The organism is Pseudomonas chlororaphis, assembly GCA_001023535.1.
GTDB classification, from domain to species: Bacteria; Pseudomonadota; Gammaproteobacteria; order Pseudomonadales; family Pseudomonadaceae; genus Aquipseudomonas; species Aquipseudomonas chlororaphis_E.
Map to the genome: position 1 here is coordinate 5,510,099 of CP011020.1, position 13,981 is coordinate 5,524,079.

The window sequence follows — 13,981 nt, forward strand, 5'->3', positions numbered from 1 at the left end:
GCCATGACCCAAGCCCTGCTGGATATCCATGTCGAGCGCAAGACCTTCGCCACCACCACGGTGCTCAGTAACATCCACCTTCAACTGCAACCTCGGGAAACCGTGAGCCTGCTGGGTCCCAGTGGCTGCGGCAAAAGCACCTTGCTGCGCATCGTCGCCGGCCTGGAAAAAGACTTCGAAGGACATCTGCTCAGCGACACCGAACAACTGGCCTTCGTGTTCCAGGAGGCGCGATTGATGCCCTGGCTGACGGTGCAGCAGAACATCGGCTTCAGCGATGACAACGATTACGACGAAGCCTGGGTTGCGCAGTTGATCGACGAGGTCGGCCTCACAGGCTTCGCCGACGCCTTGCCCAAGGCATTGTCCGGCGGCATGGCACAACGTGTGGCGATTGCCCGCGGCCTGTATTCGCGACCACGGGTGCTGTTGCTGGACGAACCCTTCAGCGCCGTGGACGCCTTCACCCGGATGAAATTGCAGGACCTGCTACTACAACTGGCCGAGCGACACGCCATCGCTTTGTTGCTGGTGACGCACGATGTGGACGAGGCGCTGTACCTGAGCGACCGGGTACTGATGATGGACACTCGCCCCAGCAGCATTCGCCAAGAGCTGACGGTGCAACTGGAGCACCCGCGGGACCGGCGCGACCCGTTGTTGGCGCGGCTCAAGGCATTGGCCCTCGGCGAATTGCGCAACGCCCATGTCATCTGATCAGCCGCCCCAGAAAACAACCAAAAGGAATTAATAAATAAAAAATCAATATTTATGGTTATAAAAATAACCACGTAATCTCAACTCATTCCGCCACCGTCCACGACAGTGAAGTGCCTTATGAAACCGACTGACAACGTTATCGACTTCGTCCAATTCCGCAAACGCAAGCAGGCCCAACAACGGGCCCACGCCATGTGGGAAATGTACGCGCGTAATGCCGGTTACCCGACGTTCCAGTGGCTTCAAGCCTCTCAGCCCACCCGGACGTACCAGGCGTGAGCGCCCTGGAACCTTCGCGTTTTCTGGCGAGTTCCGACGACCCTGAAGTGGAACTGAATAACCTGCAAGCGCTGGACGAGGACCCTATCTGCGAACGGGTTGCGCAGAACCTGCAACGCCTGCGGGGCAAGCGACACCTCTCCCTCGACGCCCTCGCCCGCCAGTGCGGTGTCAGCCGGGCCATGCTCGCGCAGATCGAATCCGGGCGCAGCGTGCCCTCGATCAAAGTGCTGTGCAAAATCGCCAAGGGTTTGAAAGTTTCCGTGGCTGCATTTCTTGAGCACCGGGCTTTCGAGGGCGTGACGGTGCTGGCGGCCAGCCAGAGCAAACGTTTGGTCAGCGCCAATGGCGCCTTTGTCAGCCGCACGCTGTTCCCTTTCGACGTCGCACGTCAGTCGGAATTCTACGAGCTGCGCCTGAGCCCGTTGGGCGAGGAACAATCCGATGGACACGGCCCCGGCGTCCAGGAAAACCTGGTGGTATCCCAAGGCGTGCTGGAAATCAGCGTCAACGACGAACGCTACCTGCTCTCCACGGGCGACTCGATTCTGTTTTATGCCGACCAGGCGCACCGTTACCGCAACCCGGCCGACAGCGAAGCGGTGGCGTACCTGGTAGTGACCTATCCGGAACGCCTGGACTGAAAAGCAGGTGAACCTGCGGCGAGAGAGCTTGCTCCCTCGCCACAGGGGTCCTGGTAAGACTCAGCAGGTGCAGCACATCATCGGCATGCCATTGCAGCTCATCATCATCGGCATGCCGCAGTCGTTCATCATCTTCATCATCAGGTTGCAGCAGTTTTTCATCAGGTCCATGTTCATGCCGGCCATCGGCATGACTTTGCACATCATGCAGTCAGCCATGACCGTGCATTCCATCACGCATTTCATCGATGGCATCGGCATGCCCATCATCGGCATAGGCATCATCATGTTCGCCATCGGCATGGCCATGCTCGCCTGGGACATGCACATCATGCTCATGTTGCCGCAGTGCATCATCATCGGCATGCCGCAGTTCATCATCATCTGCATCATTTCGGCGCTGTTCTTGAACATCGCCATGTCCATGCCGGCTGCCGGCATCATTTTGCACATCATGCCGTCATCCATCATCTCGCAGGTCATGGTAGCCATCATCATCGGCATTCCCATCATCGGCATGTTGGCGTTCATCGGCATTTGCATCTGCATGGCGTTCATCATGGTGTGTTCCTTCAAGGATCGAGAGTGGACAAGACTGATGGCGCGGATTCTAAGCCTTGAATCGAGCCCAACAAGATGGCGATCCAACAGCGCGAATGCATGCTCGAGCAGCCCTGGCGAAGCCAGGAACGCCAGCTCATCCGTCATTGCACACATTTCGCTTTCATTGCAGAAACCTTGTCAGTGATCGAATCGATTGAGAGGTTATGGATATGCAATCAATGCCTATGGAAATAACCGTAAGAAATAATCGTTCTAGACAAGGTCTCGAATGACGCAAGAGCGATCTGCTTCGGGAGCAACCTCAGGCAGGCAAGGTCAAAAACAACGCCGATGTCCAGACCCGTGACTGATCCCGTTGCCGGGCGCAAATGAACAGAGGGTGTTCACGACCTCGCTCCAGATTCAACCCGGCAAGGTCGATCGCCCCTTGCAACTCGCGAGGCAGCGGCGCAGCCGTGACCCTCTCCAGGGACACCTTCAGTTCCGCACCCGGCAGCTCTTCAACCACCTCCGATAGCGCCAGCAATTGCTCGCCGGGCACTTCCATCCGCACCGTGGGCGCATGCACGTATGGCTGCGGTTGCGATGGATCGCCGACCTTGATGTAGTTGTCGATGCGGCTATGGATCTGCAACGTGGCGCCGGCCAGTTGCGAGAGCTCGATCTCGATGCTGTCGGTATCGCCATTGGTGTCGGTCCGGAAGGCCAGGACCGTTGCATCCTGGCGCCAGACTGTTTGCTCGGGGTGATCCAGGCCCAACGCTTGAAAGCCCTTGATGACGGCGCCGGTGATGCGAATCTCGCCGCTCCAGTAGGCCCCGCGATAACGGTCCTTGATCCGCGCACCGCCCAGGCGAAGACGGATGCGTTGCGCGGAAAACCCCAGCTCCTGATGCAGGTTGCGCGACCAGATCAACTGGTCGCCGTCGAACAGGTCGACCTGTTCCCAGCCGGCCTCTCCCAACAGTCGATAGTCCAGCCTGGCGGTCGAGTCGGCGGTGAAGACCTCGCCCATGAAATGTTCGCCCTGGCGCAGACTGGCGAACGAACGCTCGCCGGTCGTGGCAAAGGTGCGTCGGGCGCGAAGCGCCTTGCCGACACTGGCCCGGTCAAAGCCATCGGCCAACACGCCGGTCAACCCGCCACGGGAGCCAAACACCGCCGTGGCCGGGACACCACCGCCGCAACGTCCCTGGTGTTCGTCGCTATTGGCCGCGGCTCCCACCCGATAACCACGGGCCAGCGCCTCGGCATAAACCCAATGGAACTGTCCCCAGGCCGAACCGACTTCGATCAGTCGCTCAAGCTGCGGATGGTGCCAGTCAAGATTGCAACGGCGTCCGCCCACGTGGGGCATCATCAGGTGGCCTTCGGGATCCTTGGCATACGCGGCGTACAACTCATCCACCGGCCAGGCGCCCGGCTTGAGGGTGCCGGCGGTGAACTCGTTCCATTCGAAGGAGCGCACCAGGCGCCCTTGATTATCGAAGGGAAACTCGGGCTTGCGGTCATGCAGGAACACCACATTGCGATCCCCGCCCGCACAGGAGTTACCGCACCATTCGGTCCCGGGGTAGCAGACGAACCGGCCCGGCTCGTTGAGTTCATGGATCAGCTTGACCGCCTGGTCCCAGCGTTGCTCGGTGATATTGAAATCGTTGGCGGTGTAGCCCAGCACATCGAGCCCGGCAACGTCGCGGCCGTAGCTGAGGTTGTACAAGGTGTCGTTGGTGCCCACGGTGTCATCGGAATGCACATGCAGGTCTGCGTAGAGAGGGCGCAATGCTGTTCCCGCTGGATCGACCGTGACAAACGCCTGGGCCCCACGCACGGACCGCGCCTTCACCTCGGCCCGCAAGCGCCACTCGCCCGACGTGCCGAGGTCAACGGCCGCAATCCGGGCAATGGCCCAGCCATCAGTCGCCAGGGTGAACGGCCGCTGGCGCTCCACGCCTTCAGGATCAACCAACGTCAGGGTGCCGTTGAGCGGCAACTGGCGGCAGGTGTTGCCCCAGGCATCATCGGCCCTGAGCAGCACATCGAACGCCTCTCCCGCGCTGACCAGCCGTGGCACGATCAACTGCAGGCCGTGGGCAGGCCCCGGCACGATGTCGAGCAACGGATCACCCGGCACCTCGGCAAATTTCGAGCTGCCCAACGGGTCGATGAACAGCCGGAAGCGGAAGTCTTTTTCCACGAAACTCTGCACCCGCGTGCCCGCCCCGCCCTGACGGCGATCACCCAGGCGAATGATGACCTTGTCGCCTGGATTCAGATAGCCGTCGACGATATCGATGATGATCGCCTTCTGGAACGGCCGCTCATGGCCCTTCTGGTCGAAGCGCACCTTGAGGTGCTGCACGGTGGCCTGGCTCTGGCCCGGAACGAGCTCGCCGGCCTGGTACTCCGCGCTGACATAGTTGGGGCCGGCCGGGTTCGAGGTCTGGAACAGGGCCCAATCGGAGTAGAACTTGAAGGCCAGCTTGAGCCAGGCGCCGTCGGCCAGACCACTGCCACCGACCTCGTAGATCAGAGTGATTTCATCCCATTGACCGGCGACCAGCGTGTCACGGTCGCAGTGAATACTGCCCAGGAACGGCCGTTGCTTGTTGCGCTCGTACAGGCCCTGGGGGGCGATGTAATGCCCGGCGTCGCGGGGATCGAAAACGTTACTCACATGACACCTCGTGCAATGGTCCACTGAAGATTTGAAGGGGGGTCAGGACAATGGCGATGCTTATTGCACTCGCCATTTCTGGTAATGACGCTCGATGCGCCGGAACACAAAACTCTCCATCAGCCAGGCGATCAGGCCGATCACGACGATGCCCAGCAGCACCTGGCTGCTGTTGCCAATCTGCCCACCGGTGGACACCATCCAACCGATACCCTGGGAGGCGCCGATCATTTCCGCCGCGACCAACGCCCGCCAGCCCTGGCTGAAGCCGATGCGCAACGCGGCGGTCACGAAGGGCAACGAAGCCGGCAGGTAGACGTGGGCCAGCAGTTGCCAGGCGTTGGCGCCCAGGGTGCGCGCCGCGCGGACTTCTCCGCCACGGATGCTTTGCACGCCTTCCTGGATGGTCACCGCCATGGGAAACATCGCCGCGATGAAGATCACCAGGACGATGGAGACATAACCCAGGCCGAAAATAATCATGATCAGCGGCGCCCAGGCGATCGGCGGGATGGCCATGAACAGGCTGTTGAGCGGCGAACTGAAATCGCGAAAACGCGACGACAGTCCACCCGCCGTACCCAGCACGACTGCGACGACGACCGCCGCGCAGAAACCACCCAGCTCTTCCAGGACGCTGGCCCGCAGGTGTTGCCACAGCGAACCATCGCCTAGCCAGCGAACGGCTTCGCGGGCCACATCCCAGGGCTGCGGCAGGATGTAGGTGGGAAAGCGGCTGGCCAGGGCCACCCAGATCAACAACAGGACCGGCAGCGAAGCCCATCCCCAATTCGGTTTTGGCAGGGACATGACGGACTCAGTGCGCGGCTTTTTCCAGGTAAGTGGTGTCCACGATCTGTTCGGTCTTGAGCGTGGCATCGATAAAACCCAGGTCGTGGGAGTAATCCATCAGGCGCTGGATGAACTGGATATCCGAGGCCTGCAAATCCGCCGACCAGCCCAGCCGCGTACGTGCCTGGGCAACAATGGCCTCTGGGGCAATGGTCTTGCCATCCAGGCCTTGCACCGCTTCTAGCTTGAATGCCTCGGCGATGAGCCGGTTCGATTCGGCCGGATGCTCGTTGAGAAAGGCGATGGCCTTGCGATGGGCGCGCAGCAGCTTGACCACGTCATCGGGTCGCTCCTGCAAGGTTTTCGGCAAGGCGATCACCACGTACCAGGGATACTGTGGCAGCGCCTGGTTGACATCCAGCAGGATCCGGCTCGAGCCGCGCAGCACTGACTGGCTGACAAAAGGCTCCCAGGAAAACGCCGCGTCGACGATGCCGCGTTCCAGGGCAGCGTTCATATTGCCGGGCGGCATGTCGATGATGTCCAGGTCCTTGTCAGGATTGAGGCCGGCTTTTTCCTTGAGCACGTAACCACGCAGCAGCACATCCATGCCACTGCCCTTCTTGACCCCGGCCAGCTTCTTGCCCTTGAGCGCTTGCAGGTCGGTGATCGGGCTTTTGCTATCGACAATCACGGCGGCCTGCCCGTAATTGACTTTTGCCAGGATCCGGCTTTGCAACCCTCGGGAAAACCACTGGTACACGGGCGGCGTGCCGACGTAGGCCACATCCAGCTCCCCGGCAGCCAAGGCCTGCTGGATCACTGGGCCATCGCCCAACGCCTTGAGGTCGACGTCCAGGCCTTCCTCGCGGTAGAACCCCTGCTTGTCGGCGATCAACGCCGGCGCGTTGGCCATGGCAAAGACGTAGCCGATACGCAAGGGTTTATCCTCGCCAGCCACGGCAAAAGCACTGCCTGCCAGCGTGGCAACAGACAAGGAAAAGGCAAGCAGCGAACGTTTGGTCATGCTGTCATCTCAAGTCGGGGGGTGGGAAAAGCCGTACCCGGGGGCGCGTCCATGACCTGGGAAATGCGTTCCATCAGCTCATTGCGGTAATCGAGGAAGGCCGGCAAGCGGCGGGTTTGCAGGTTGGAACGGGGACGCGGCAGGCGAATCTCCAGTTCGCTGTGAATACCGCCAGGGGCGATGTTCAACACGATGACCCGGTCTGCCAGGAACACCGCTTCGTCGATATCGTGGGTAATGAACAACACCGTCTGGCCGAGCTCGGCCCAGATACGCAATGTCTCTTCGTTCATGCTGTTACGACTGATGGCGTCCAGCGCGGCGAAGGGTTCGTCCATCAGCAGCACGCTGGGTTCGAGCGCCAGGGTCCTGGCCAGGGAGACGCGCTGTTGCATACCGCCGGACAGCTGATGCGGCAGCTGATGCGCCGCTTTTTCCAGACCGACCAGGCGCAGGTATTGCAGCGCCTTTTGGCGCTGCTGCGCTTCGCTGGTCCGGGCACTCATCCGCAAGCCAAAACGGGCATTTTCCAGGGCACTCAACCAGGGAAACAATTGCGGCGCCTGGAACACATACCCCAACTCCGAACGCTCTGGCCGCACCGCGGTCTGGTTGATGGTGATATGCCCGCCTTGGGGTTGCACGAACCCCGATAGCAGGTTCAGCAACGTGGTTTTCCCACAGCCGGAGGGCCCGAGGATCGCGACGAATTCACCGGGCCTGGCATTCAGGCTGAACGAGGAAAACACCCGATGCCCATTGGGGTAACTGAAGCTGATATCAGCGACGGTCAGGGCATCGGCTTGCAGCTGTCGGCGCGGTAAGGTTCTGAGCATGGCAAGTATCGTCGGGTCGTTTACAATGGCAATGCCCGACATAATACGTATTAATACAAGTACGCCCAATAACCTATTTTTATAACCTTAGAAGTGACGGCCCTGCCCCACTCAAAGCCCTGGAAGCTGACCGTGTCTACGTCCATTCTTCGCGACAGCACCACCTCGCTCTACGAACAGATCGCCCACCGGTTGCTGGAGGAAATTCAACGCGGCGACTATGAACCCAGCGGCAAGCTGCCGTCCGAGGCGCAGTTGGGCGAGCGGTTCGGGGTAAGTCGCGTCACGGTTCGCCTGGCGGTCGGCAAGCTCAGCGACGACGGCGTGGTGGAGCGCAAACAAGGCAAGGGTACGTTCGTCGCGGCCAAGCAGGTGCGCCACGGCCTGGACGCGTTGCGCAGCTTCCATGAGGCGTTGTTGCTGCAAGGACTTCAGCCCACCATGCAGGTGATCAGCCATGCCTTGCAGGCCGTTCCAGAAGCATTGCGGGAATTATTTGAAGACGCCGGGGATTGCCTGCTACTGGAACGGCTGCACTCTGTCGATGGCGAACCCATCGCCCTGGGCCGCAGCCATTTACCTGCCGAGCTGGCCGAGGTGGCCTGGGCCGAAGTCGAACATCAGCCGATTTACTCCATTCTCGAATCCATCATCGGCCTGCCGGTCATTCGCGCCGACCTGGCAATCCGTGCGCAGGAGGCCGACAAAAAGCTGGCCGACGCGCTGCAGATCAAACGCGGCGCAGCCCTGCTGGTCATGGAGCGCACGTCCTATTTCGCCGACGGCCGCTGCTGCGACCGCACGACGTTTTACATCCGACCGGAACGCTATGCCTTTGTCCTTAGTGGTGTTTTCAAATCCAGTTCGGGTAGTTGATGATCCAGGCCTGATCAATACCGGCTGTGCAATTGCATCGGCCTCTGGCGGGTGCCTGCAAAGGAATGCCCAAATCGTAGCGCAACGTTTCAGGCTTAAATCGCTGCCCGCAATTCACGTGGCGACAGCCCATAGTGTGAGCGAAAGCGCACCGCAAAACGTGAGGCCGAGGCGTAACCACTGGCCGCGGCAATTTCCCCGATAGGGCGAGAAGTTGTTTGCAACCCTTGCAACGCCGTGGCCAGTCGAACGCCCTCCAGAATGTTCCGGAAACTGTCCCCCTCATTCGCCAGCTGGCGACGCAACGTCGACTCACCCAGATTCAGGCGTTGTGCAATGGTCGCAACCGTCCAGTCTTTCTCCGGGCTGCCCATTACGATCTGCTGCACACGTTCACGAACGGGATCGTTGCGCCCCATCAGCAGAGGTCCGATCTGGCCACCAAGGCACAGACTCAGAAGAACCGCTTCCCCGTAGAGCGCGCGTAATGCGTCCGGGGAGTTCGCATGGATAGAGGCCAACAATTGATCCCATGCCTGTGTGGTGTGCCTGTCCAGAGGGACGCATAGATCGGTCTTCAGTACACCCTGACGGCTCATGATCTGCTGGCTATATCGGGCGCTGAAGTTACGCAATGCCGAGATGGGAAAGGTCACCGCATCGGCGATGTAGTGACCGTGAAGTCCGGGGAAGTTCGAGATACCCAGCTCGCGTCCGGCCGGCATCAGGATCAGATGTTGCGGCCCGGCACGCATCTCCCGATCATCCCATTGCAACAGCTTTTCCCCTTGCCGCACTCGACACAAGGTGGTCACGAACACCGGCACCCTTGGCAAGGTCAATGGCTGTCGCGCCCGTATGACACACGCATCGATAATGTTTTCCCGGTGCTGTATGCCGTCACAAGGGCGCATCGTTCTTAACGTCCGTAAGTTGAAGTAATGGTCGCTTTGGCAAGGGCGTTGGCATTGAGCATGTACCCTACCAAGGCACCGCTGGCCTCACTGTCGAGTGGTAGCTTATCTACTTTCAACGCCCATACGGTGAATTGATATCGATGGGGTTTATCCCCTACAGGTGGGCAAGCCCCGCCAAATCCCGGCTGGCCAAAATCGGTTCGCCCTTGTACTGCACCGGCAGGCAGGTTCGCTCCCACTCCTCTCGGCAAGCTATTGGTGGAAGTCGGCAGGTTAACCACCGTCCAATGCCACCAACCGCTACCGGTCGGTGCATCGGGATCATAGACCGTGATCGCATAGCTTTTAGTACCTGCGGGAGCGTTTGCCCAGGAAAGCTCGGGAGAAGTGTTGCCACCTTCGCAACCGAAGCCTTGGAACACTTCGCGCTTGGTCAGCGGACGTTTGTCAGCAATATCCTGGCTGGTCAGTGAGAAGTCGGCGGCATATCCACTGAATGCTACAGCCATGGTAAGTGCAGGCAGGACTGATCTGATGTTCATCGCGGCTCCATCTGAGTCTTAGAGTGAAGCTCGAGTCTAGGTTGAACAAAGCGTGGCTACTGTGCCGAAATGCTCGATAAGCGTGCCGAAATGCTCTTTTTTGTTTGGGAAGCGATCCCCTGGCTTCCGTGGGCGATTTCGCCTCTAACCCACAGTTGTGCTCAACCTCAACACTACCCGTTTCGCGCCGCGCAAACGCCAGTCGCCCTCGCCGCAGTGAGTTCCGCCCAGATACCACGGCCATCGGTCGAAACGGCGTGTGTAAGTGGTACTACTCCCCTCCGCGCTTTTGGTAGCAGGCGCTTTTGGACAATTGACGCTTCTGGTCAGCCCTCGCAACACTTCACGCCGCTCACAATAATAATTACTGCCGGGCGCCTAGGCGTGCGGATGAGACAAGGAGTTCTTAAATGCTTGGTTACTATGCGCAATACAGCAAGGAATACATCACAACCCTGATGGTGGTGACCACCCTCTTCTTTGCCTTGCCCATCTTTTTCGCCCCGCTCCAATGGGCCCGGCTTATGCGCTGGACCGTCCCCGAACACGAACATCTGGCTATCTATTTCGGCCGTTGCCTCGGTGCATTCATCCTTGTCGTTGAAGTAGCGATGTTGCGTTCAGCCACCACCGGCACCAGTTTCAGTTATGCCTTCGATATTCTTTTCGTGGTCTTCACGCTGATGTTCTTCGTGCATGTCTACGGCGCAATCAAACAGATCCAGCCTATTACCGAAACGCTCGAAATCGGTTTCTGGATGATCCTCTTCGTACTCAATATTCTGTTCTACCCAGCCGCCAGTATCACGCTGTAAAACCTTCACTGGCCCGCGACCGGAAGTTCGCCGGCCGCCGTTCAACCCTATTGAAAGTCAGCATTGCCTGGCGCCATCGCGTCGGCGTCCCCGTGTCCGCCGGACGCTCCGCCATGGTCGTTCAGCAACGCGATGACCACTGTCACCTACACCGCTGACTTTCTACTCTGCTCACTGCCTTGATGAGACATCACAATCGGACCTAGGATCGCAAAGGCAAGAACAGACATGAAGAGGAGAATCAGCCCCATGAGCCCGAACCTTGCCGATCTTTATAGCGACTACATCGCCTGCCTGAATGCACAGGACTGGGAAAACCTGGGCCATTTTGTGCACCCGGATGTGGTTCACAACGCAAAACCATTAGGGTTGCACGGCTATCGAAGCATGCTGGAAGCAGATTATCGGGCTATCCCCGACTTGCGCTTTGCGATTGCATTCCTGGTGATCGACCCACCTAAGTTGGCAGCTCGCCTGGCCTTCAATTGCGCACCGGTTGGGGAATTCCTGGGCCTGGCGGTGAATGGGACACGCATCTCGTTCGCCGAAAACGTCTTCTACGCGTTCGAGGACGGCAGGATCCGCGAGGTCTGGTCGGTCATCGATAAGGGAGCGATCGAAGCTCAGCTCCGATCAGCGTAGCGGATGCCTCAAGGCTGCAGATTATCCGCGGCCTACGTGCCGCAGGATAAAAGAAACGAGCGCCCCCTAAGAAGCGCTCTCTCAACACAACTTTCCGTAGCAGCGCACTGGCAAATGGGCGCATTGAGCAATACCCTGCCCATACCGACCCAACGTTACGAGCTGAAACATGTCAGGGATTGCGATATTTGAAAGCCCACGTTGGCTGCGAGATCTTCTGCGCTTCTTGCCTCTGAAGAGCCAATTCGTCCTGTCAGGCAACATCCGGGACCTACAGGCCAGTGAGGTGGCGCCCGGTACGGTGACCGCCCAGAGCTTCAACCAAACCCTTTGTAATGCCCTGCTCGATGCTGGCTACGCCCAAGTCATTGCCTGGGATCCGGTATCCGGTTTCCGGGCTGTCGGCAAACCTGGTTCCGACCCAGAGGCCGGCCTGACGGTGCTTCAGGAACTTGGCCTGACCCCGGTGAACGGCGTCGCACCGGCAGGTATCGACCTGCTGGGCGCCACCCTGTCACGGCTGGTGAGTCGTGCTGGTGAACCGGTCGCATTGATCATCGATTTCGCCTCGCGCCTGGCGGTCCGCAACGACGCCCTCAGCGCGGCTGAACATCATCTCTTTACCCAGGCCCTGGTGCAATCCCATCAGGCTCGCAGCCGTCCAGCCACAGAACTGCGCAAACCTTTCTTCAATACCTTGCTGTGGCTGGTGGAAAAAGAAGGTGATCTACCCGACTGGCTGCTGGTCGACAACCCGCGCTTGCGCCACATTCCCGTATCCAAGCCCGATCAACTGGCCCGTCGCGCACTGGCACCGGCGCTGCTCAAGGGGCTCAGTGGCAGCCAGGGCGCCAGCGAAGAGATCATGCATCAAGCTGTGGATGCCTTCGTACAGAATACCGAAGGCTTGCTGCTGCTCGATCTCAGTGCCATTGCTCAACTGGCGCGCGTCGAGGGTGTACCCATGCCGCAGATTGCCGACGCAGTGCGCCGCTACAAGATCGGCGTCACCGAGGATCCGTGGCTGAAGATCGACCGTCAGCGCATCCGGCAGGCGGATGCCCTCGTCCACCAGCGGGTCAAAGGCCAGGAGCATGCAGTGACGCACATGCTCGATATCGTCAAACGGGCGATGACGGGCGTCGGCGCCAGTCGCAAGGGCAATCGTCCACGGGGGGTAGCCTTTCTCGCGGGGCCGACCGGCGTAGGCAAGACTGAACTCGCCAAAACCATCACCAGCCTGCTGTTCGGCGACGAAAGTGCATACATCCGCTTCGACATGTCCGAATTCAGCGCCGAGCATGCCGACCAACGCCTGATCGGCGCACCGCCCGGCTACGTCGGCTATGACGTCGGCGGTGAGCTGACCAATGCCATCCGCGAGAAGCCGTTCAGCGTGGTGTTATTCGATGAAATCGAAAAAGCCCATCCGCGGATCCTCGATAAATTCCTGCAGATTCTCGACGATGGCGTGCTGACTTCAGGCCGTGGTGACCGTGTGTACTTTTCGGAGGCGCTGATTGTGTTCACCTCCAACCTCGGGATCTATCGCCAGGGCGACAATGGCGAACGCGTCGCGAACGTCCTGCCGGGCGAAGCCTTCGAGCAGGTCCAGGACAAGGTGCATAGCGAGATCGACCGGTATTTCAAGCTGGTGCTCAACCGACCGGAAATCCTCAATCGAATCGGCGAGAACATCATTGTCTTCGACTTCATTCGTGAAGACGTTGCAGTGCAGATCTTTGAACAGATGGTCAACGCCACTTTTAGCGATCTGCAGGGACAGAACCTGTTTATCGAATTAGCCCCCCAGGCACGCCAGGCACTGCACGGCCTCTGTCTGCAGGATCTGTCCAACGGTGGCCGAGGCATCCGCAACCAATTGGAGGCACGCCTGCTCAATCCCCTGTCGCGGGCGCTGTTTGATCAGGATGCTCAACCAGGCGAGCACTTCACCATCACCGAGTTGGACATCGCTGGGCTGAAGATGGAACGTCGCTGAACATGGACCTCAGTCTGTCGCGCGTACACTTTCCGGTCACCACCCTCGGCCCGGGACGGCGCCTTGGTATCTGGTTCCAGGGCTGCAGCATCCGCTGTCCTGGCTGCATCTCTGCCGATACTTGGGGGCCAGGACACCGGCGCTTGTCGCTAGAGCAATTGCTAGAACAGATCACCCCCTGGCTGCACGAGGCAGACGGGATCACGATTTCCGGCGGAGAGCCGTTCGACCAGTTCGACGCCCTGCGGTCGCTGCTCGAAAGCCTGCGTCAACGCAGCGATCTCGACATCCTGGTCTACAGCGGCTACTCCCTGGAGCAACTCGATGAGCCGTTGTTTCAAGCCAATGGCCTGATAGACGCCTTGATCAGCGACCCCTATATCGAAGCACTCAGCCAAACCATGGCCTTGCGCGGCAGTGACAATCAACGCCTGAGCCTGCTTACGCCCCTGGGGCAGGCACGCCTGGGCCGCTATGAACGCCTGCTGGAACCCGCCGACAAGGCGCTTGACCTGATGTTTGACGAAAGCGGCAGTGTCTGGATGGCCGGCATCCCACGACCTGGCGACTTATTGCGCTTACGCGATCTGCTGCATGAACAAGGCCATCATTTACAGACCAGCGCACACGCGTCGCGACGCCGCTGAG

13 protein-coding genes are annotated in these 13,981 nt (G+C 59.6%); 7 read left to right on the plus strand and 6 right to left on the minus strand.

Annotated features, from left to right (window positions below; translation table 11 throughout):
* The first annotated feature begins 3 nt into the window (after nucleotides 1–3).
* Together VM99_24050 and VM99_24055 are read left to right on the plus strand one after the other, a co-directional pair.
* Nucleotides 4–717 (plus strand): sulfonate ABC transporter ATP-binding protein, encoded by a 714-nt coding sequence (locus VM99_24050; protein AKK00987.1) that lies wholly within the window; start codon nucleotides 4–6, stop codon nucleotides 715–717.
* Between the two features lie 278 nt (nucleotides 718–995).
* Nucleotides 996–1,643 (plus strand): 2-hydroxyacid dehydrogenase, encoded by a 648-nt coding sequence (locus VM99_24055; GenBank protein ID AKK00988.1) that lies wholly within the window; start codon nucleotides 996–998, stop codon nucleotides 1,641–1,643.
* A gap of 60 nt (nucleotides 1,644–1,703) precedes the next feature.
* Here VM99_24055 and VM99_24060 read toward each other — a convergent pair whose 3' ends face one another.
* The 5 genes from VM99_24060 to VM99_24080 all read right to left on the minus strand — a co-directional run bounded on the left by VM99_24060 (nucleotide 1,704) and on the right by VM99_24080 (nucleotide 7,539).
* Entirely contained in the window at nucleotides 1,704–2,204 is a 501-nt protein-coding gene (locus VM99_24060) for a hypothetical protein (GenBank protein AKK01854.1), read from the minus strand.
* Between the two features lie 304 nt (nucleotides 2,205–2,508).
* Entirely contained in the window at nucleotides 2,509–4,884 is a 2,376-nt protein-coding gene (locus VM99_24065) for a hypothetical protein (protein AKK00989.1), read from the minus strand.
* Between the two features lie 60 nt (nucleotides 4,885–4,944).
* Nucleotides 4,945–5,694: an ABC transporter permease gene (locus VM99_24070; GenBank protein ID AKK00990.1), complete on the minus strand. Its 750-nt coding sequence runs from the start codon at nucleotides 5,692–5,694 to the stop codon at nucleotides 4,945–4,947.
* Nucleotides 5,695–5,701: 7 nt separating this feature from the next.
* A complete protein-coding gene (locus VM99_24075) occupies nucleotides 5,702–6,703 on the minus strand; it encodes an aliphatic sulfonate ABC transporter substrate-binding protein (protein AKK00991.1) in 1,002 nt (333 codons plus the stop codon).
* Nucleotides 6,700–7,539: an ABC transporter gene (locus tag VM99_24080; GenBank protein ID AKK00992.1), complete on the minus strand. Its 840-nt coding sequence runs from the start codon at nucleotides 7,537–7,539 to the stop codon at nucleotides 6,700–6,702. Before VM99_24080 ends, VM99_24075 begins: the two co-directional genes overlap by 4 nt.
* 132 nt (nucleotides 7,540–7,671) lie before the next feature.
* On the opposite strand from VM99_24080, the gene VM99_24085 reads away from it, so the two are divergent.
* Nucleotides 7,672–8,415: a GntR family transcriptional regulator gene (locus VM99_24085; GenBank protein AKK00993.1), complete on the plus strand. Its 744-nt coding sequence runs from the start codon at nucleotides 7,672–7,674 to the stop codon at nucleotides 8,413–8,415.
* A 95-nt stretch (nucleotides 8,416–8,510) separates the two neighbouring features.
* On the opposite strand, the gene VM99_24090 is transcribed toward VM99_24085, so the two are convergent.
* Nucleotides 8,511–9,329, minus strand: coding sequence for an AraC family transcriptional regulator (locus tag VM99_24090; protein AKK00994.1), 819 nt, complete (start codon nucleotides 9,327–9,329; stop codon nucleotides 8,511–8,513).
* A 955-nt stretch (nucleotides 9,330–10,284) separates the two neighbouring features.
* Between VM99_24090 and VM99_24095 the strand changes: the two genes are divergently transcribed.
* From VM99_24095 to VM99_24110, 4 genes are all read left to right on the plus strand, one after another.
* Nucleotides 10,285–10,689 (plus strand): membrane protein, encoded by a 405-nt coding sequence (locus VM99_24095; GenBank protein AKK00995.1) that lies wholly within the window; start codon nucleotides 10,285–10,287, stop codon nucleotides 10,687–10,689.
* A gap of 249 nt (nucleotides 10,690–10,938) precedes the next feature.
* Nucleotides 10,939–11,331, plus strand: a complete 393-nt coding sequence (locus tag VM99_24100; protein AKK01855.1) for an ester cyclase — start codon at nucleotides 10,939–10,941, stop codon at nucleotides 11,329–11,331.
* Between the two features lie 169 nt (nucleotides 11,332–11,500).
* Nucleotides 11,501–13,333 (plus strand): ATPase, encoded by a 1,833-nt coding sequence (locus VM99_24105; protein AKK00996.1) that lies wholly within the window; start codon nucleotides 11,501–11,503, stop codon nucleotides 13,331–13,333.
* A 2-nt stretch (nucleotides 13,334–13,335) separates the two neighbouring features.
* Complete coding sequence (locus tag VM99_24110) at nucleotides 13,336–13,980, plus strand: radical SAM protein (GenBank protein ID AKK00997.1); 645 nt, start codon at nucleotides 13,336–13,338, stop codon at nucleotides 13,978–13,980.
* Nucleotide 13,981: the final 1 nt, after the last annotated feature.

Excerpts from the sequence above, each read along its gene's own strand:
- VM99_24110 (AKK00997.1), top strand. The coding sequence starts at position 13,336 with ATGGACCTCAGTCTGTCGCGCGTACACTTTCCGGTCACCACCCTCGGC.
- VM99_24095 (AKK00995.1), top strand. The coding sequence starts at position 10,285 with ATGCTTGGTTACTATGCGCAATACAGCAAGGAATACATCACAACCCTG.
- VM99_24105 (AKK00996.1), top strand. The coding sequence starts at position 11,501 with ATGTCAGGGATTGCGATATTTGAAAGCCCACGTTGGCTGCGAGATCTT.
- VM99_24080 (AKK00992.1), bottom strand. The coding sequence starts at position 7,539 with ATGCTCAGAACCTTACCGCGCCGACAGCTGCAAGCCGATGCCCTGACC.
- VM99_24090 (AKK00994.1), bottom strand. The coding sequence starts at position 9,329 with ATGCGCCCTTGTGACGGCATACAGCACCGGGAAAACATTATCGATGCG.
- VM99_24070 (AKK00990.1), bottom strand. The coding sequence starts at position 5,694 with ATGTCCCTGCCAAAACCGAATTGGGGATGGGCTTCGCTGCCGGTCCTG.
- VM99_24060 (AKK01854.1), bottom strand. The coding sequence starts at position 2,204 with ATGATGAACGCCATGCAGATGCAAATGCCGATGAACGCCAACATGCCG.
- VM99_24050 (AKK00987.1), top strand. The coding sequence starts at position 4 with ATGACCCAAGCCCTGCTGGATATCCATGTCGAGCGCAAGACCTTCGCC.
- VM99_24100 (AKK01855.1), top strand. The coding sequence starts at position 10,939 with ATGAGCCCGAACCTTGCCGATCTTTATAGCGACTACATCGCCTGCCTG.
- VM99_24075 (AKK00991.1), bottom strand. The coding sequence starts at position 6,703 with ATGACCAAACGTTCGCTGCTTGCCTTTTCCTTGTCTGTTGCCACGCTG.